At 50.7% G+C, this 19147-nt stretch carries 19 protein-coding genes; 15 read left to right on the top strand and 4 right to left on the bottom strand.

The annotated features are described in order from the left end of the window. Positions 1-13: 13 nt before the first annotated feature. Genes K6Q96_RS16265 through K6Q96_RS16255 form a run of 3 tightly spaced genes read left to right on the top strand, consistent with a single transcriptional unit; the run spans position 14 to position 2341 of the window. On the top strand, positions 14-907 hold the full coding sequence (locus K6Q96_RS16265) for a virulence factor BrkB family protein (RefSeq protein WP_251876847.1): 894 nt from the start codon (positions 14-16) through the stop codon (positions 905-907). Between the two features lie 21 nt (positions 908-928). Next, positions 929-1363: a D-aminoacyl-tRNA deacylase gene (dtd, locus tag K6Q96_RS16260; protein ID WP_251876846.1), complete on the top strand. Its 435-nt coding sequence runs from the start codon at positions 929-931 to the stop codon at positions 1361-1363. Positions 1364-1396: 33 nt separating this feature from the next. Next, positions 1397-2341 carry a bifunctional GNAT family N-acetyltransferase/hotdog fold thioesterase gene (locus K6Q96_RS16255; protein WP_251876845.1) on the top strand — a complete coding sequence of 315 codons (945 nt, stop codon included), beginning with the start codon at positions 1397-1399 and terminating at the stop codon, positions 2339-2341. Between the two features lie 12 nt (positions 2342-2353). Here the strand turns inward: K6Q96_RS16255 and K6Q96_RS16250 are convergent, their stop codons facing one another. The 4 genes from K6Q96_RS16250 to hslR form a co-directional block, all read right to left on the bottom strand. Further along, positions 2354-4243 carry an AsmA family protein gene (locus K6Q96_RS16250; RefSeq protein WP_251876844.1) on the bottom strand — a complete coding sequence of 630 codons (1890 nt, stop codon included), beginning with the start codon at positions 4241-4243 and terminating at the stop codon, positions 2354-2356. Between the two features lie 205 nt (positions 4244-4448). Beyond that, positions 4449-6080: a phosphoenolpyruvate carboxykinase (ATP) gene (gene pckA, locus K6Q96_RS16245; RefSeq protein ID WP_251876843.1), complete on the bottom strand. Its 1632-nt coding sequence runs from the start codon at positions 6078-6080 to the stop codon at positions 4449-4451. Between the two features lie 311 nt (positions 6081-6391). Beyond that, the gene (hslO, locus tag K6Q96_RS16240; protein WP_251876842.1) at positions 6392-7267 is read right to left on the bottom strand and encodes an Hsp33 family molecular chaperone HslO; all 876 of its coding nucleotides are present in this window, start codon (positions 7265-7267) and stop codon (positions 6392-6394) included. Between the two features lie 18 nt (positions 7268-7285). Continuing rightward, complete coding sequence (gene hslR / locus K6Q96_RS16235) at positions 7286-7696, bottom strand: ribosome-associated heat shock protein Hsp15 (protein ID WP_251876841.1); 411 nt, start codon at positions 7694-7696, stop codon at positions 7286-7288. A 275-nt stretch (positions 7697-7971) separates the two neighbouring features. On the opposite strand from hslR, the gene gspC reads away from it, so the two are divergent. From gspC to K6Q96_RS16175, 12 genes are read left to right on the top strand one after another with little or no spacing between them, the layout of a single operon-like run. Next, entirely contained in the window at positions 7972-8886 is a 915-nt protein-coding gene (gene gspC / locus K6Q96_RS16230; RefSeq protein ID WP_251876840.1) for a type II secretion system protein GspC, read from the top strand. A gap of 23 nt (positions 8887-8909) precedes the next feature. Next, positions 8910-10928 carry a type II secretion system secretin GspD gene (gspD, locus tag K6Q96_RS16225; protein ID WP_251876839.1) on the top strand — a complete coding sequence of 673 codons (2019 nt, stop codon included), beginning with the start codon at positions 8910-8912 and terminating at the stop codon, positions 10926-10928. Positions 10929-10938: 10 nt separating this feature from the next. Next, a complete protein-coding gene (gene gspE / locus K6Q96_RS16220; protein WP_434802173.1) occupies positions 10939-12462 on the top strand; it encodes a type II secretion system ATPase GspE in 1524 nt (507 codons plus the stop codon). Next, positions 12462-13682: a type II secretion system inner membrane protein GspF gene (gspF, locus tag K6Q96_RS16215; protein WP_251876838.1), complete on the top strand. Its 1221-nt coding sequence runs from the start codon at positions 12462-12464 to the stop codon at positions 13680-13682. The genes gspE and gspF overlap by 1 nt, the downstream gene beginning before the upstream one ends. A 44-nt stretch (positions 13683-13726) precedes the next feature. Next, entirely contained in the window at positions 13727-14164 is a 438-nt protein-coding gene (gene gspG, locus K6Q96_RS16210) for a type II secretion system major pseudopilin GspG (protein WP_062667459.1), read from the top strand. Between the two features lie 3 nt (positions 14165-14167). Beyond that, positions 14168-14725, top strand: a complete 558-nt coding sequence (gene gspH, locus K6Q96_RS16205) for a type II secretion system minor pseudopilin GspH (RefSeq protein WP_251876837.1) — start codon at positions 14168-14170, stop codon at positions 14723-14725. Continuing rightward, positions 14722-15084 carry a type II secretion system minor pseudopilin GspI gene (gene gspI / locus K6Q96_RS16200; RefSeq protein WP_062667462.1) on the top strand — a complete coding sequence of 121 codons (363 nt, stop codon included), beginning with the start codon at positions 14722-14724 and terminating at the stop codon, positions 15082-15084. The genes gspH and gspI overlap by 4 nt, the downstream gene beginning before the upstream one ends. Then, complete coding sequence (gene gspJ / locus K6Q96_RS16195) at positions 15068-15709, top strand: type II secretion system minor pseudopilin GspJ (protein ID WP_251876836.1); 642 nt, start codon at positions 15068-15070, stop codon at positions 15707-15709. Before gspI ends, gspJ begins: the two co-directional genes overlap by 17 nt. After that, positions 15709-16719 carry a type II secretion system minor pseudopilin GspK gene (gene gspK / locus K6Q96_RS16190; protein ID WP_434802172.1) on the top strand — a complete coding sequence of 337 codons (1011 nt, stop codon included), beginning with the start codon at positions 15709-15711 and terminating at the stop codon, positions 16717-16719. Before gspJ ends, gspK begins: the two co-directional genes overlap by 1 nt. Next, on the top strand, positions 16691-17896 hold the full coding sequence (gspL, locus tag K6Q96_RS16185; protein WP_251876834.1) for a type II secretion system protein GspL: 1206 nt from the start codon (positions 16691-16693) through the stop codon (positions 17894-17896). Before gspK ends, gspL begins: the two co-directional genes overlap by 29 nt. Beyond that, complete coding sequence (locus tag K6Q96_RS16180) at positions 17893-18378, top strand: type II secretion system protein M (RefSeq protein ID WP_251876833.1); 486 nt, start codon at positions 17893-17895, stop codon at positions 18376-18378. The genes gspL and K6Q96_RS16180 overlap by 4 nt, the downstream gene beginning before the upstream one ends. Position 18379: 1 nt before the next feature. Further along, entirely contained in the window at positions 18380-19129 is a 750-nt protein-coding gene (locus K6Q96_RS16175; RefSeq protein WP_251876832.1) for a type II secretion system protein N, read from the top strand. The last annotated feature ends 18 nt before the right edge of the window (positions 19130-19147 follow it).

The following is a 19147-nucleotide window of genomic DNA, read 5'->3' as shown; positions in this document are numbered from 1 at the left end:
CTCAATAAAGACTATGGTTGAAGCATTGGAACGACTCAAGCATTCATTGCCCAGGGCTGGGCAAATTCTGTTCGCCTTCGCAAGGCATCTTATCCGTCGTGTTATTCATGACCGCCTGACAGTGACTGCCGGTTATATGGCTTATGTCACTTTACTCTCACTGGTACCACTGATCACTGTGGTGCTGTCAGCATTATCGCTAATCCCTGGGTTCGCTGAGGCCGGTGACCAAATCCGCACTTTTGTGTTGCATAACTTTGTGCCTGCCTCCGGTGATGCTCTTGAGCAATACCTTAATGAGTTTGTTGCCAACGCGGGCAAGATGACCGCTGTCGGGGTGGCATTCCTGTTTGTGGTGGCTCTGATGCTGATCTCGGCTATCGATAAGAGTTTGAATTACATCTGGCGAATCAAACACAAGCGCGCGCCTGTGGTGTCTTTTTCTATCTACTGGATGGTGCTGACACTGGGTCCGGTGCTGGTGGGCAGTAGTTTGGGTGTCAGCTCCTACCTTGGCTCGCTGAATCTGTTGGAGCTGGATGGTGCAGATGTTTGGGCACCAACACTGTTGAAGTGGTTACCATTTCTGCTGACTGCACTGGCCTTTCTGGGACTTTATACCTTGGTCCCAAATTGCCGGGTGCGTCTCGCCCATGCCGCGGCGGGAGCGGTATCGGCGGCGCTGCTGTTTGAGTTCAGCAAAAAGGGCTTTGCTTTCTATGCTACGAATTTCCCATCTTATGAGTTGATATATGGCGCTCTGGCTGTGGTACCTTTGCTTTTTGTTTGGGTCTACCTCAGCTGGTGTATCGTGTTGATTGGTGCAGAAATTACCGCATCGCTCGGTGAGCGTCAGGTGTGGGATGTTCCGCCAGTGACAGAGCCTGAACAACTTATTGATAATTAAGATGATAAGAAAGGAGCTGTTATGATTGCGCTTATTCAGCGAGTCAGCGAAGCCAGTGTGGTGGTTGACGGTCGGACTGTCGGCGCGATTGGCAAAGGGCTGTTGGTGCTGCTGGGTGTAGAAAAAGGCGATGACGATAAGAAAGCGCACCGCCTGCATGAGAAGGTTCTGGGTTACCGCGTGTTCAGTGACGAAAACGACAAGATGAACCTGAACGTGCAACAGGCTGGCGGAGAGGTACTGGTGGTTTCCCAGTTCACGCTGACAGCTCTCACTAACAAAGGGATGCGTCCCAGTTTTAACGGCGCGCCTCCAACGGAAGCCGATCGTCTTTATCAGCTGTTTTCGCAATATTGTCGCGAAAGCGGTGTCAAAACAGAAAATGGTGTATTTGCAGCAGACATGAAAGTCAGCCTGGTGAATGACGGCCCGGTGACTTTCTGGCTGCAGGTTTAATTACTCAATTGGGTTCACGAGGAGAGAAACGGGATGTTTCGGCTAATCACCCCTACCAAGGATGATGAACTTCAGGCGTACTTTTATTTTCGCTGGAAGATGCTTCGTGAGCCATGGCGTCAGCCGGAAGGCTCTGAGCGCGACGCTTATGATGTTGGCTCTCATCACCGCATGATTGTTGACGCCAAAGGTGAGCCGATTGCCATCGGCCGCCTCTATCTTACCCCCGACAACGACGGCCAAATTCGCTATATGGCCGTGGCTCCCCAGTATCGCCAGCGTGGTTTGGGCGCACTCATTCTCATGACGTTGGAATCGCTCGCGCGCCAGGAGGGGGCGAAGCGGTTGGTCTGTAATGCTCGTGAAGACGCCATTGGTTTTTATAGTCAGCACGGTTTTGTCAATCAGGGTGAACTGAGTGAAGAGCGAGGCCCTGTCCGCCATCAGCAAATGCTGAAAACCCTCGATATGATGTCCGATGTGGTACGTCGTCCTGAATGGTGTCATGAGCTTCAGCAGCGCTGGCAACAGCAAATTCCAATCAGCGACAAAATGGGCATTCGCATCAGCCAGTTTACCGGTTACCGCTTTGAAATTTGTGCGCTTTTGAATGCCAACCTCAACCCTCATGATTCCATGTTTGCCGGCAGTGTGTTCAGCATGGCCACCCTGGCGGGCTGGGGCATGGTGTGGCTACTAATGAAGGAACGCCAGCTCTCTGCGAGCATTGTGCTGGCAGACAGTCATATTCGTTATCGCCAGCCTATTATGGAGCGTCCGCGGGCCGTTGTATCACTGGATGGACTTAGTGGTGACCTCGATCGCCTTGAAAATGGCCGTAAAGCACGTGTGAAACTGGAAGTGACCTTCTACAGTGGCGATGATGTGGCAGGAACCTTCACGGGCACTTACATGCTGGTGCCGGAGCAGGAGCAGGCTGCTGACACTATTGAGAGCCAGACATTGCTGTTTGGCTGATTCCGAGTTTTCTCATTGACTGGTGTGGGAGAGATTGCCTCCACCGGTGACTAAGTCCCACTGTCCAGACAAGGTTGAACGTTTTTCTTCCTGCACCAGACTGAGCGGAGCCAAGCTGATCCGGCCGCGGTCTGCAGTAATATTCACTTCTCCGACACTGATAGGGAGAGGGTTGCGTTCTGCGTCTCCACGCGTATCTGAAAACAGCATCATCAAAGACTGACTGAAGGATTCGTCTTCCCTTACTTGCATGACAGTGCGGTGCGGCGTGGCTTTAAGAGCACCTGTTAGGCTGTAAGCCAGACTGTCTTCGTCACCGCCAAGCGCTGAGACTTGCACGTCGAGATCGTGTTCACCGTCAAGGGGCAAGTTCAGACCCAGCCAACGTGAGTAAATAGACATTGGAAGGCTGAGCCCTGTCCCTTCCAGCGTCCAGGGTCGACTTGGGTTATTTAGGTTGGCTGTCGCTTTTGCGGCTAGCTGCCCTTGCTTGAAAGTGAGGCTGAGAGGGTCGAGCTGCCACATTCCCTCTTCAACTTTCATTGCAGCGTAAGGTGAGGAAACCGGAATGCGGTTAATGCTGGCTGCCTTCGCACTGCCAGTCAGTTGCCCCAGCCACATGCCATCATGACTTGCATGCCTAAGTAGTAAATCCTTACCTTTAAGATTCAATCCAATGACTTGAAGCGGAAATGTAGGGTCAGGCATAGTCACATTGGTGTGTTTGACAGACAGGCTGCCGACGCGAATATTATCGAAGCGTTTCCAATGTGAGGAAAGCGTCTTTGAAAGCTCACCTTCTACTTCCAGTGTCAGACCATTAAGCACCAGTGACCGCAACGACAACGAAGCGGGCGTTATGTCTCCGGCAAATGAAATGTAGCCTTCGTCATCAATCTTGGAAGAGAAAGCGCCAACCTCGATGCGCGCTGGGGAAAGCGACATCTCTGCCAGCACATCGGTCAGCAGCCACGTATCGTAGTTGATAAGGTTGGCATTGAATGACAAGAGTGAAGAGGCATCGTTGGCCGCCCATACCAGCTCGCCATTGCGAAGATTTACTGACTGTGCAGAAAGGTTAAGGTGTTCGAGTGTGAAGTCATCCACTGATGCGCTCACATCTAATAAATCGAGGCGGTTGATAGCAATGTCGTAATCTTCGCTTAATGAACCCCACATCGCAGTGAGATTGGCAAGGTTGCTAGAGCGTTCGATACGGGCATCACTCAATGTGAGCTGGTGGAGCAACACTTCTTTGTTTTCAACTGTGGCGCTGCCAGTCACGTTACCAAACTCACTGTTGAATGATAGTCCCCAAATTTCCCACTTTTCGTCAGTCAGTTCGCTATCGAGCAAGAGGTTGGAAAGCGTTTGACCATCTATTGAAAGTGAAGGCGTAGAAAACTGGAACTGTCCTTGCCAACTTCCCCATTTGTCTTCTGTGTTGCGCCAATTGGAAACCTGAATATCGGCGTGGTCGAAAGCAAAGCTATTGCTTTGGTAAGCCACATCGTCCAATGCCAGATGTTTGATAGAAAGTGATGTCGGTAAGGTGGCTTTGTCAGCCAGGTCAATGTTGGCTCTGCGTACCACCACGCTTTGCAAGGCAAGTGCACCATTAAGTGAATCCCACACTGACAATGTGACTGAGGCATATCCGGCTCGATAAATGCTGGTCTCGGTCTCTTGCTCAATCAGCTTTGGCTCTTTTAAGGCCAGTGAAAGAGGCGTTAGAAGCTCGTAATCCAGAGATTCTGCGCGCAGAGAGTAGGGAGTAAAAGTGCTGACCGCTTTTTGTACCAAAGGCAGGCCGTAATTGGTGCTGAGCACGATGAGAAGCGCACCCAATGCGACAATGATAATAATGACAAGCGAGGCGAGCAGCTTGGCAAGGAAACGCATTTGGCGATCTTCTCTCTTCAGTTATCTGATGCGGAAAAGGCAGCGTATTACGCCGCGATTCTGTTGAGGTTGGCGTAAAAATCAACGTTATTCAAGCAGTAATCCGTTTAAGCGCCAAGGCAGTAAAGGAATTTAGAGATTGTCCTGCAAACCGAAAAACTAAAAGCCCCCAAAATTGGGGGCTTTGCTTCTTGGTGTCTATGGTTTAGCCAAGCTGAGGGCCGGCTTTCACCAATGCTTCACCTTCTGGCGTGTCGGTGTATTTCGCAAAGTTGTCGACAAAGCGTTTCGCTAAGCCTTCTGCTTTGCTTTCCCACTGAAGAGGGTCAATGTAAGTATCACGTGGATCTAGAATATCCGGATCAACATCGTGCAGTTTGACAGGCACTTCCAGATTGAAGATTGGAACCACTTTGGTTTCCGCTTTTTCAATCGAACCATCCAGAATCGCATCGATGATCGCGCGGGTGTCTTTGATGGAAATGCGCTTACCGGAGCCGTTCCAGCCAGTGTTGACCAGATACGCTTCCGCACCTGCCGCTTCCATGCGTTTTACCAGCACTTCAGCGTACTTGGTTGGGTGCAGCGTCAGAAACGCGTTACCGAAGCAAGCAGAGAAGGTTGGGGTTGGTTCAGTGATACCGCGTTCAGTACCCGCCAGTTTGGCGGTAAAGCCAGACAGGAAGTGGTACTTAGTTTGCTCCGGTGTCAGCTTGGATACCGGAGGAAGTACACCGAACGCATCCGCAGACAGGAAAATTACTTTGTTAGCATGGCCGCCTTTCGATATCGGCTTCACAATGTTTTCAATGTGGTAAAGCGGGTAAGAAACACGGGTATTCTCTGTTTTAGAACCGTCGTCGAAATCAATGGAGCCGTCGTTGCGAACGGTGACATTTTCCAGCAGTGCATCGCGGCGAATCGCGTTGTAAATATCCGGCTCGGCCTCTTTAGACAGCTTGATGGTTTTCGCGTAACAGCCGCCTTCAAAGTTGAAAACGCCGTTATCATCCCATCCATGCTCATCATCGCCGATAAGTGCGCGTTTCGGGTCGGTAGACAAGGTGGTTTTACCTGTGCCAGACAGGCCAAAGAAAACCGCCACTTCACCATCTTTGTTCATATTGGCGGAACAGTGCATAGATGCAATGTCTTGGAGCGGCAGGAAGTAGTTCATCATGGCGAACATACCTTTTTTCATTTCACCGCCATACCAGGTACCGCCGATGAGCTGCATACGCTCAGTTAGGTTGAAGACTGTGAAGTTTTCGGAGTTCAGACCATGCTCCTGCCACTTTTCATTGACGCACTTTGCTCCGTTCATGACCACGAAATCAGGCTCAAAGTTTTCCAGCTCTTCTTCTGTTGGGCGGATAAACATGTTTTTCACGAAGTGCGCCTGCCAAGCCACTTCGGTGATAACGCGGATGCTCAGGCGGGTATCAGGGTTGGCACCACAGTAACCATCAATCACAAACACGCGTTTGCCCGACAGTTGATGGGTAACGAGGGCTTTTAGGTCATCCCAGACATGTTGGTCGATAGGTTTATTATCGTTAGTCCCTTGATCTGACCACCATATGGTGTCTTGGGTTGTATTGTCGCGCACAATGTATTTGTCTTTGGGAGAACGACCGGTAAAAATTCCGGTATCAACAGCCACTGCACCCAGCTCCGTGACAGTGCCTCTCTCAAATCCTTCCAGCTCCGGCTTGGTCTCCTCGACGAAAAGTTGTTCGTAGGTAGGGTTACGAATAATCTCTTTAACATCGTGTAAGCCGTGTTTTGACAAATCGATATTATTTGCAACCTTTTTTTCGACGTTCATGACAGTCATAGGTGCTCCTTGGGTAAGATGTAATGTAACTGTCGTCCATGCTAGCAACCTGAATTAGCCAATTCAGAGAGTTAACTCAAAATATAACCACAAACAAATTAAGGGATTTTAATAGTCTTAACTAGTTTGTACCTATAATATTACCGCCATGTTGCGCGTATGTGCCACACGGAAGTGATTATTATTTGTACAAAATTAAGCAGTTAGAGTGTGGCGTATTTTTTTTGGGAAAAGGGAGATAATTGACAAAAAAACCGGCTTAAAGGCCGGTTTTTGATGGATTTTTAACCATTAATTATTTAAGAAAATTATTAATGTATGGCTTCTGATGAAGGGCCGCTTTGGTCAAAAATTGCTGAAATATCAACGGAATCAAATTCATAGTCAGCGCCGCAATAGTCGCAGTGAAGTTTGATATTTCCGGTCTCTGCGACCATTTTTTCAACTTCCTGACGTTCAATCGCAGCAATCGCAGAAGCGCTGCGCTCACGCGAGCATGAACAGTTGAATGTCACATTTTTCGGTTCGTAGACTTTCACATTTTCCTGATGGTAAAGACGGTATAACACTTCTTCTGCTTCAAGATTGAAGAGCTCTTCATCTTTAACTGTTTCGGTCAACTTCGCTAAATGGTCGAAATCGTCCTCATTACCGATGTCATCTGGTAGGATTTGCAGCAGCATACCAGCCGCCTTCGATTCGCCGTCTACTTTTCCAGCACGCAGCCACAGGCGGGTCTTCAATTGCTCAGAACGTGCGAAGTAGTCTTCCAGACATTCCTGCAACGTATCACCTTCCAGACCAACGATGCCCTGGTAGCGCTCGCCTTGGTCTGGCTCGATAGTGATCACGATGTGACCTTTGCCCATCAGCTCTGGCAAAGTTGCTGCTTCTGGCAGATCGCCATTCCAGCGCGCAGTGCCACGCAGTACCTGATCGTGATTGCCGTTGATAACGATAAGTGACACAGGGCCATCACCTTGGATTTGTACCGTAATACTGCCTTCAAACTTCAGCGTTGCTGTCAGTAGGCTGGTTGCAACCATCAGCTCGCCCAGCAGATCTTTAACTACCGCCGGGTAGTCTTTGCTGCCGGTCAGCTGTTGGAATGAATCAGAAAGTTGAACCAGTTCGCCGCGTACAGAGACGCCATCGAACAAATAACGGTGCAGACTGTCTTGTGCCATGGGATAACTTCTCCGGCGTTAATCGTTACTGTTTCTAAATTTGATAATATCGCGTCGCTGCTTTTTGTCAGGACGACGATCTGGACTTGGATTGTGTGCATTCATCTGACGTTCAAGGCTTCGTTGTTCCCTACGCGACAGACTCTCATCAGTTTCCCGGTAAAGGGCCTGAGCTTCGGGCGCACCGCGGCGCCGCTCGCTAAGCTGTTCGACGATGATGATTTTCTCATCAAAGCCCTGTCTCAGTTTGATCTCGGCACCAATTTCCACCAGTTTGCTCGGTTTTGAGCGCTGACCATTGTAGTGAACCTTGCCACCATCAATCATGTTTCTCGCCGTAGTACGCGTTTTATAGAAACGCGCAGCCCAAAGCCATTTATCCAGCCTTACCTGCAAATCTTGATCAAAATCGTTGTGTTTCGAGCCCACTAGACACTCCTTTACATTCGGGGGGCTAAACTTATCACGTTTGCTGAATACGATCAGCATCACAATTAGAGCTCTTATATGGTGTCCATTCGTCTAACTTTCAAGCCGCAATGGAATCATTCAGACAAAAATCGGTTCTCACTTATCGGCAAGGGAAAAGAAAACAGGTAAATTGGACAGTCAATTTCATATTCTTATATAAAGGTGCCATCAGGTACCAAATGCGGCAATTGACTGAATGGCAATGAAATGCCGATGTTTGTAACAGGAAAAGCATGTCTGCGAATTTTGGGATAAAGCGCTTACCCGTTTGGGCGCAACCGCAACTTGGAAAAGCGTTTCCGGCCACTCTTGCGAAGTGGGTGACGCTTTTACTGGTTCTTATACTGGCTTGGACGCTGGGAAGACTGGTGTGGGTTTGGGTACCAAACGCCACACCTGAGGCTGTTTCTGAGACCCCCGCAGCGGTGGCTAGTGTCAGTGCACAGGGTCCCGCCTACCAACTCGATAAATTGGTTAATCGTCATTTCTTTGGCCGATACAGTGCCAAAGCTGCACCTGTTGAGAAGAAGCCTGAACCGGTTGTTGATGCTCCCCGCACACGTTTGAACCTGACTTTGGTGGGGCTGGTCGCGAGCTCTGAACCTGATCGCGGATTAGCTGTTATTGCCAACCGTGGCTCGCAAAAAACCTACGGCATTGGTGAAGCGATAGAGGGAACGCGCGTTATCCTCAGACAGGTACTCAATGATCGCGTTATCCTCAGAAATAACGGCCGTGATGAAGCTTTGATGCTGGCGGGTGTGGATTATAACAAGTCCAACTCCGCCCCTGCGCCGACCCGAGCGCAAACCAAGCCGAATATTCCCCGTAACACAGGACAGGCAGATTTGAGCAATGTGAAAGCGGAAATCCTGAATAACCCGCAATCGCTGCTGAAATACATCACCCTGTCGCAGGAAAGAAATGAAGAAGGGCTAGTGGGTTACCGCTTGGGCCCTGGCGGAGACAGTCGACTGTTTGAACAGGCGGGTCTTCAGTCCGGTGATATTGCTGTAGGGATTAATGGGGCAGATTTGACCAACCCAGCAGAAATGAACCGTATCTGGCAAAGTTTGTCTGATGCCTCTGAGATCAGCCTTACCGTCCAGCGTGGCGGTCAGTTGCACGAAATTTATATCGGTCTATAACTGGACTGGAAACGGAGAACGAAGTGAATACGTGGAAAAAACGTAAAACAACCTGGTTAGTTGCAGGTGTGCTTGCCATGCAGAGCATGGGAGCTTGGGCTGCCGAGTTCAGTGCCAGTTTTAAGGGAACAGATATCCAGGAATTTATCGAGATTGTAGGACGCAACCTCGAGAAGACCATCATTGTTGACCCAGCAGTGCGCGGTAAAGTGAACGTGCGCAGCTACGACGTTCTGAATGAAGATCAGTACTACCAGTTTTTCCTCAACGTACTGTCAGTTTATGGCTTTGCTGTGGTTGAAATGGAAAATGGCGTGCTGAAAGTATTACGTGACAAAGACGCCAAGCAATCGGCGATTCCGGTCGTGGGCGACAATGACAACATTCAGGGCGATGCGGTTGTCACCCGCGTTGTCTCAGTGAAAAACGTTTCTGTGCGTGAACTGTCTCCGTTGCTGCGTCAGCTGATTGATAACGCAGGTGCCGGTAACGTGGTTCACTATGACCCAGCCAACGTCATCATGATCACGGGCCGTGCAGCGGTGGTAAATCGTTTGGCAAACATCATTGAGCGCGTTGACCAAGCGGGTAACAAAGAAGTTGAGGTCGTTAACCTCAAGCATGCTTCGGCGTCAGAAATGGTGCGTATTGTTGAAAGCCTGAATAAGCAAGGCGACGGCAAGAACACCCCAGCGCTATTGCAGCCGAGTTTTGTTGCAGATGAGCGTACCAATTCCGTACTGATCTCCGGTGAGCCTCAAGTGCGCGATCGCATCCGCCGTCTGATTTCCCAGCTTGACCGTGAAATGGCAACCGTTGGTAACAACCGCGTTATTTATCTGCGTTACGCCAAGGCCGAAGACGTGGTTGATGTGCTTCAGGGCGTATCTGAAAACTTGATTGCTGAGAAACAGGGCGGTCAGAAGGCTGCTACCAGCGTGGGTGGCGACGTAAAGATTTCTGCGCATAAAGGCACAAACTCATTGGTTATCACTGCGCCACCAGACATTATGCGTGCGTTGGAAGGTGTGATTTCGCAGCTGGATATTCGCCGTGCCCAAGTTCTGATTGAAGCCATGATCGTCGAAATGTCAGAAAGCGACGGTGCAAATCTCGGTATTCAGTGGGGGTCACTGGACGGTGGTGGTATCCAGTTTGGTAATACCGGCGTACCCATCACTAACTACTTGGCTGCGCAGGAAGAAGCGAAAGACACCACGACCACAGAATCGCGCTTTGACAACAACAACAATCTGGTGGAAGTGCCAATCACAGAATCCGGCGACCCTACGGCGATTGCTGAAGTGCTGGGCGGTGTAAGTGGCTTGGCTGCTGGTGTGGTGTTTGGTGACTGGACTGCTTTGGTGACTGCAGTATCAACCAACAGTGATTCCAACATCCTCTCTTCGCCAAGCCTGATGGTATTGGATAACGAAGAAGCCTCGTTCATCGTGGGTGAGGAAGTACCGGTTGTGACTGGCTCTGCCACAGGTTCCAACAACGACAACCCATTCCAGACGGTTGAGCGTAAAGATGTCGGTGTGAAACTCAAGATCACCCCGCAAATCAACGAAGGTGATTCCGTACAGCTCAACATCGAACAGGAAATCTCGAACGTATTGGGTGCAAGCGGCGCCGTCGATATCCGCTTTGGTAAGCGTCAAATCAATACCTCGGTATTGGCTGCTGATCAGCAGATGATTGTACTGAGTGGTCTGATTGACGAGCAAACCAACGAGAGCGAGCAGAAGGTACCTTTGCTGGGTGATATCCCAATTCTTGGCCACCTGTTCAAATCTACATCGTCAGGAAAAACCAAGCGTAACCTGATGCTATTTATCAAGCCGACTATCATCCGCACCGGTCTGACCGCAGATGGCATCACGCAACGCAAATACAACTACATCCGTGCAGAGCAGATTTTCCGTGCGCAGGAAGAGGTGAAGTTGATGCCGGGCGTGACAACGCCAGTATTACCGGAGTTTGGCTCTGATTTGACCATGCCTGCGGAAGTGCGCGCCATCATGGCTGAGCTGAGGTAAGGCCATGGAAATGCTGTCTCAGGAAACGGAAGCAGAACTGGTTCAGGACCTTGATGTCCCAATGGCAGTCACACGGCTGCCGTTTGGCTTTGCCAAGCGCCATGGCGTCGTGGTGGAGCGAACAGAGAACGGTTTTCTACTCTACTACCGCGATCAGCCAAAGCCTGCTGTGCTCAATGAAGTGCGTCGGGTTTTGGGTCATGGCTTCACGCCAGTTCAACTGCGTTCGGAAGACTTTGAGCCAAAGCTGACCCAGCTTTACCAGCGTGATTCATCAGAAGCTCAACAGCTGATGGAAGACATCGGTGCAGACAGTGACGACTTCTTTGCGCTGGCAGAAGAGCTGCCACAGAGTGAGGACTTGCTGGAGTCAGAAGACGATGCGCCGATCATCAAACTTATTAACGCCATGCTCGGTGAGGCGATCAAAGAAACAGCCTCGGATATCCATATTGAAACCTTCGAGAAGAGTCTGTCTATCCGCTTCCGCGTGGATGGTGTGCTGCGTGAGGTATTGAGCCCTAGTCGCAAACTGGCTCCGCTTTTGGTATCACGTATCAAGGTCATGGCGCGACTGGATATTGCGGAAAAACGCGTGCCTCAGGATGGTCGTATTTCGCTGCGCATTGGTGGCCGTGCTGTTGATGTGCGTGTATCGACTATGCCGTCATCCCACGGCGAGCGCGTGGTACTGCGTCTTCTCGATAAAAACGCAACCCAGCTTGATCTAGAAAGCTTGGGCATGACCCCAGCGGTGCATGACAACTTCCAGCATCTTATCAAGCGTCCGCACGGTATCTTGCTGGTGACCGGTCCGACTGGTTCGGGTAAATCGACCACGCTTTATGCTGGCCTGACCGAGCTTAACAGTGCGGAGCGAAACATTCTGACGGTCGAAGACCCTATCGAATTTGATATCGATGGCATCGGCCAGACACAGGTGAATACCAAAGTTGATATGACCTTTGCCCGTGGCCTTCGTGCTATCTTGCGTCAGGACCCGGACGTGGTGATGGTTGGTGAGATCCGTGACCTTGAAACTGCGCAAATTGCGGTGCAGGCATCGTTGACGGGTCACCTTGTGATGTCGACGCTTCACACCAATACCGCAGTCGGTGCCGTGACCCGTCTTCGTGACATGGGCATTGAGCCGTTCCTAGTATCCTCTTCACTTCTTGGCGTGCTGGCGCAGCGATTGGTTCGTACCTTGTGCCCAGACTGCAAAGAACCTTATGAAGCGGATGCCCAGAGCAAAGCCTGGTTTGAAATGCCGGAAAGTGAATCGCTGACACTTTATAAAGCTAAAGGCTGTAAGAAGTGCAACCACAAAGGGTATCGCGGTCGTACCGGTATCCACGAACTTCTTGTGGTTGATACTCAAGTGCAAGAGCTTATCCATAACGAAGCGGGTGAGCAGGCGATTGAGCGTTATGTTCGCGAGTCTACCCCAAGCATCCGCGCTGATGGCTTGATGAAAGTGCGTCGGGGTGAGACCACGCTCGAAGAAGTCCTGCGTGTGACCAGGGAGGGCTGATGGCAGCGTTTGAATACAAAGCGTTAAATGCCAAAGGCCGCACCGTTAAAGGCGTTATTGAAGCTGACACAGCCCGTCAGGCGCGTCAGATGCTTCGTGAAAAATCGCTGGTGCCAATGGAAGTGGCTCAGACGCATGAAAAAGAGCAGCAAAAGCAATCCGCTTCTGTTGGCTTTAAGCGCGGCATCAGCACCAATGAACTGGCGCTATTGACCCGCCAGCTCGCGACGCTGGTTCAAGCGGGTATGCCACTGGAAGAGTGTATCAAGGCTGTTGCTGAGCAATCAGAAAAGCAGCGCTTGAAGAACATGCTCACTGGTGTACGCGCTCGGGTCGTAGAAGGCTACACCCTTTCCGATAGCCTTGGTGATTATCCCCATGTGTTTGATCAGCTGTTCCGCGCCATGGTTGCTGCCGGTGAGAAATCCGGTCACTTAGGCCCTGTGCTGGAACGTCTTGCTGATTACGTAGAAAATCGCCAGCAGGTCAAAAATAAGCTTATCCAGGCCATGGTGTATCCCATGGTGCTGACTGTCGCGGCTATTGGCATCGTAGCCTTTTTGCTCGCGACCGTTGTGCCGGACATTGTGGGCCAATTCCTACAAACCGGTGCGGAGCTGCCAAACATTACCAAAGTACTGTTGGCAGCCAGTGATTTCGTCACCAATTGGGGACTGTTGGTTTTGGGTGTCAGCCTTGCGTTGTTTGTGCTTTTCCGGGCGCTGCTTCGGAACGAAAGCCGGCGCCTTGGCTGGGACAGAAGTGTATTAAATATGCCGGTGGTTGGACGGGTTGCCCGGGGGCTAAATACCTCGCGCTTTGCCCGCACACTGTCGATTTGTACTTCCAGTGCTATCCCTCTGCTCGATGGCATGAAGGTCGCGGCAGATGTGATGACCAACACCTGGGTAAAGAGCAAAGTACTGGAAGCGTCGGATCGCGTCCGTGAAGGGGCGAGTCTCAGGGTATCGTTGGAAAAATCGAAACTTTTTCCACCAATGATGCTGCACATGATTGCTAGTGGTGAGCGAAGTGGTGAGCTCGAACAGATGCTGACCCGCGCCGCAGACAATCAGGACCGTGATTTTGAATCCCAGGTCAACATCGCACTGGGTATTTTCGGTCCTGCCCTCATCATCGCGATGGCCGGTATCGTACTGTTTATTGTCGTGGCAACCTTAATGCCAATTATCCAGCTCAACAATATTGTGGGCGTATAACCCCAACTAGCTGCTAAGCAGCGTTTTTTCAGGAGAGATAGAAAATGCAACGTCGTCAACAGGGCTTCACCCTGCTGGAAATCATGGTTGTTATCGTCATTTTGGGTGTACTGGCAAGTTTGGTGGTTCCAAACCTGTTGGGGAACAAAGACAAAGCCGATCAGCAAAAAGCGGTGACGGATATCAGTGCATTGGAAGGCGCACTGGACATGTACCGTCTGGACAACAGCGTATACCCAACTACCGATCAGGGTTTGGACGCGCTGGTGAAAAAGCCAAGTTCTTCTCCAGAACCACGTAATTACCGTGAAGATGGTTACATCAAACGTCTGCCACAGGATCCTTGGGGTAACGAGTACCAATACCTGAATCCAGGTGAGCATGGCACTGTGGATATCTTTACCTTGGGTGCAGATGGCCAGGAAGGTGGTGAGGGTGTGAACCAGGATATCGGCAACTGGAACATGCTGGACATCAAGTAATCGATGAGAAGAGGGCGCCCGTCCGGGTTTACATTGCTGGAAATCCTGCTGGTGTTAGTGCTGCTGTCTATCAGCGCAGTGATCGTGGTGCCCAACCTTCCGCAGAACAAAAATGATGATGCCAAGGAAGAAGCTCAGCGCTTCTTTCAGCTCATTCAGCTTTGGACTGAGCAGTCTTTGCTGACAGGTCAAACCTTTGGGCTCAATGTCGATAAAGATGGCTATCAGCTCCTCCGTCTGACCCGTGACGATTGGGTGCCTGCGGAGAAAGAGCGCAACATCACCTCAGTGACATTGCCGGAAGGATTAGAGCTCGATTTGGAAGTCAGTGGCTTTGTGGCGGAAGAGGATCGCTTGTTTGACAGAGAAAGCCTGTTTGATGAAGAGATGTTTGCTGAAGAGGAAAATAAGCCGCCTCAACCGCAAGTTGTGCTCATGGGGAACGGTGAAATCATTCCTTTTACCCTGACTATTGTGGCGGATGACAAGCGCCTGTGGCAGGTCAAAGGCAATGATGTGGCAACATTTGAAGTTAAGAACTTGAATGAGGGTAAAGAGTGAGAAAGCATCGCGGCTTTACCCTGATTGAAGTCTTGGTGGCAATGGCTGTGTTTGCTGTGGCGGCCATGGCGGTGCTCAATGCGACCGGCCAGCACGTAAATTCGCTAGGTGCGCTGGAAGAAAAAACTTTCGCATCCATGGTGGCGGATAACCAATTGGCGTTGTTTGTGTTGGAAGACAAACCGCTTTCATCGGCGAAAAACGGCAAATCAGAAATGGCAGGACGGGAGTGGTTTTGGACGGTCAAACCCATTGCAACCTCGGACAACCTGCTGCGCGCAGTTGATGTCATTGTCTGGCGAGATGAACGTAGACAAAGCTCTCTGGTGACGGTGAGGACCTATGTACCAGCGAACTAAAAAAACCAAGGGCTTTACCCTGATTGAAGTACTATTGGCCCTGATGATTTTTGCCACCCTTAGTGTGGCGGCAAACCAAATTTTCCGTAATGTTATCAATAGCAATATACAGACAGAAGAAGTGGGCAATGCGCTGAAAAGCCTGCAACGAACACTTCTCATCATGGACAGTGATTTTCGCCAGATGCTGGCACGTCAGTACCGAAATGGTGGTGACGAAGCGAAAGAAACCTTGCTGGAATTCGGTGATGATTTTTTAGACTCCGAATCTCAGGGAATCCGCTTTGTCCGTGGTGGCTGGATTAACCCTCAACAGCTTTTTCCCCGAGGGGAAGTGGTGAAAGTGGGTTACCGCATTAAGGATGAGACTCTAGAGCGCATCCGCTGGATGTACCCAGACGACAGCTCAGCAGCCGAGCCTGCATCGATGCCCCTGATGGAAGGGGTCACAGGTATCCGCTTTGAAGTGCAAGGCAGTGATGGTTGGAAAAAGGATTGGGACACACCGCTTGAAATGCCAAAAGCGATTCGGGTGGTGATGGAAACAGAACGTTATGGTGAACTGACCCGTGTGTATTTGCTGCCGGGACAGACCATCGCACCGCCTGTGGTGAACACGCCATGATGCGTCGTCAATCTCAGCGCGGTGTGGCGCTTCTGGTGGTGCTGCTCATCATGGCATTGATGACGACGGTTGCGGTCAGCATGTCAGGTCGCATGTTTGTGAACTTTAACCGTGCAGAAAGTCAGGTGCGTTACCAGCAGGCTTACTGGTTTGCACAGTCGGTCGAATCACTGGCACGCTTCGGTATTGAAGAAAGTTTCGACAGCGAAGACACAGTGACATTGAGCCAACCCTGGGCAGTGCGCGGTCAGGTTTATCCGCTTGAAGGCGGACAGGCGACAGGTAACGTTTTCGACCAACAGGCGTGTTTTAACGTTAATGGACTCCGCAGTGTTAAACCGACGGAAAACGGCACCAATCCGAAACTGGTGGTGTCTTTTCAGCAATTGATTGAATCGCAGGGCATCGATAGCTTCGAAGCAGAAACGGCAGCTGCAGCAACCTGGGAGTTTATCGACACCGACACCAATGTGCAGTCGCCTCTTGGTGTGGAAGACAGTGAATATGAAGCGCGACCGCAGCCGCATGTGGCGCCCAACAGTTTTATTGCGGACATTTCCGAGTGGCGTGCGATCAATGGTGTGACACAGGAAATATTCGATAAAGTCAGCCCTCTGCTTTGTGCTGTTCCCAACGACAAACTGGTGGTGAACGTCAACACGCTGACTGAGGAAGATGCTCCTATCTTGAGCGCTATCTTCCACCCGAACCTTTCTGAGGATCAGGCAAAAGAGTTGATCAACGGAAGAAATGCAGTTGATGGTTGGCCAGATGTGGCCAGCTTTTTGGCCGAGCCAATACTGGCGGGTATTGAACAAGAAGAAAGGGAGCGATTGCAGCCATATCTGGATGTGCGCAGCCGCTACTTTGAATTAGACACAGAAATTACCCTCGACAGCGTAACGCTAAGACTGCGTTCTTTGCTGCAGAGGGATGATAACGGCGCGGTAACTGTTATCCGTCGTCGCTTTGGAGGAATGAGTGAGCGAGATCCTGACAATCAGGCTTAACAGTGATCCGCAGGAGCCGATCCCTTGGCTGGTCTGGTCACCAGCACAGCAGGAAGTGATTGCTTCCGGCGAAGCCGAAAGCTTGTCACAGCTGACAGATTATGGGGCTGACCGGGACGTAGTTGCATTGGCTGACAGTGCTGCAATGACGCTGACCACGGCGATGATCCCAGCCGGTAGCGAGCGCCAGCTCGACACGGTTTTACCTTTCCTTTTAGAAGATGATTTGGCACAGGATGTCGATCAGGTTCATATCACTTTACTGGGTAAAAGCGGTGAACTTGCCAATGTGGCAGTGATTGAGCATAAGTTGCTGGAACGTTGGCTGGACGACTTGGCTGATGCCGGCCTGCATGTTCGCAAACTGGTGCCGGATTGTTTGTGCCTGCCTCTGCATGATGACGGCTACAGTGCGGCAAAGCTCAATCATCGCTGGCTGGTGCGCACCGATGAACTTGAGGGTAGTTCAGCGGAAGAAGGTTGGTTGCCTGTTTGGTTGCAAAGCCTGAATAGTGCACAGGAAGAAGACGATATTAAAACGGTTTATAGCTATTCGAATATACCTGAAGATATGGGTGATAATTGGAAAGCTGAGCCTTGCGAACTGGTGATGTTGTTGCTGGCGCAGCAGGCGATGCAAAGCCGTCACAACCTTCTGGCAGGGCGTTACAAACCGCAAAACCAAATCTACAAGCACCTTAAACCTTGGCGTGGTGCCGCGATTGCCGCTGCGGTATTGCTAGCAGTGTTGGGGGGTGAAAAGGTCGCAGATATCTATCAGATGGAAGCGCAAGCCGCACAATATCGCGAACAAAGTGAAGCCAAAGTACGTAAGCTTTTGCCGCAAAACCAGCGTATTCCGACCACAAGTTACATGCGCCGTATCATAGAAGGGGAATTGAGCAGACTCTCCGGTGGTGGCAATCAATCGGGTGTGATGGTGTGGATGTCAGAACTAGGCCCGCTCTTAGAATCAGCGCCAGGTATCCAGCTTGATGCACTGAGATTCGATCAGGATCGGGGTGAGCTTCGCCTGAATGCGCGTGGCAAAGACTTTGGGGATTTTGAGAAGTTGCGTGAAGCTTTGTCGACCAAATACAACACAGAGCTCGGGCAGTTAAGCCGTGACCAGCAAACCGTGACCGGCGCTTTTGTGTTGCGTAAGGAGCAATCATGAAAGCATTGATAGCTTATTGGAAAGGACTGTCTCGTCGCGAACAGCGCTTGCTAAGTGTAGCAACTGCGGTATTGGTTTTGGGTGCCCTTTACTGGGGTGTCGTGAGTCCGCTCCAGGTTCGCGCGGAGCAGGCGCAACAACGTTTAGTTAGTGAACGTAATCTGTTGACTTGGGTGAATGGCAAAGCAGCCGAAATCCAAGCGTTGCGCCGCGCAGCTGGAAACAGCGGTCAGGTGAGCGCCCTACCACTTAACCAGTCCGTGACGACAACGGTGAAGCGCTACAACTTGGAAATCGTTCGCTTACAGCCACAACGAGAAGAAATTCAGGTTTGGCTGAAACCGATGCCTTTCAATTCACTCATCAGCTGGCTCGATTTCCTTTCCACCAATCACGGTGTGGAAGTGAAATTTATTGATGTTGGCAAAACCGACACCCAGGGTGTTGTTGAAGTAAAACGACTGCAGTTGGGAAGAGGGTAAAATGAAACGAGTGATCCTTTGGAGCTTTCTTTTCCTTGTGGTTCTGGTAGGTAGTGCGGTTGTTCATATTCCTGCCAACCTGGTCTTACGCCAGCTTCCACCGATTCAGGGGCTGGAGCTCAGTGGTGTTTCCGGCACATTATGGAATGGCTCTGCCGCGAAGTTTTCCTGGCAAGGTCAACCGATGGGCACGCTAAAGTGGCAGTTCAATCCACTGAAACTCTTCACCGGTAAGGCGGATGTCGATCTGCGTCTTTCGGGGACGCCGGGGTTATCTGCCCGTGGAAACGTGGGTTACAGCTTGGGTGGTATCTACGCCAATAACCTGCTTTTATCCGCATCAGCCAATATCGTGCAGTCGTTTATTCCATATCCATTGCCTGTTAGTCTGTCGGGACAGTTTGATTTAACCGTACGGGATTACCTGTTTGCCCAGCAGCCTTTCTGCGAAGTGCTCGCGGGCAACCTAGCATGGTCTCAGGGCAATGTTGCTTCACCCATCGGTACGATTGAGCCGGGATTGGTGGTAGCGCAGCTGTCTTGTAATGAAGGACAGCTGGTGCTGGATGGTGACAGTGCGTCTGATGCGATTGAAACCGAATTCAATATCTCGTTGTCACCGGATCAACGCTACAGCCTTAATGGCTGGTTTGCCCCGGGCGACGATTTTCCGGAAGGCATGCGTGGCCAACTTGGCTTTTTGGGCAATCCGGACAGTGAAGGCCGTTATCGCCTCAGTTTTAGCGGTTAACGCCTTTTCGGGAGAGTA

Source organism: Grimontia kaedaensis, from assembly GCF_023746615.1.
Lineage (GTDB): Bacteria > Pseudomonadota > Gammaproteobacteria > Enterobacterales > Vibrionaceae > Enterovibrio > Enterovibrio kaedaensis.
This window is presented reverse-complemented; position numbering and strand designations above follow the sequence as displayed.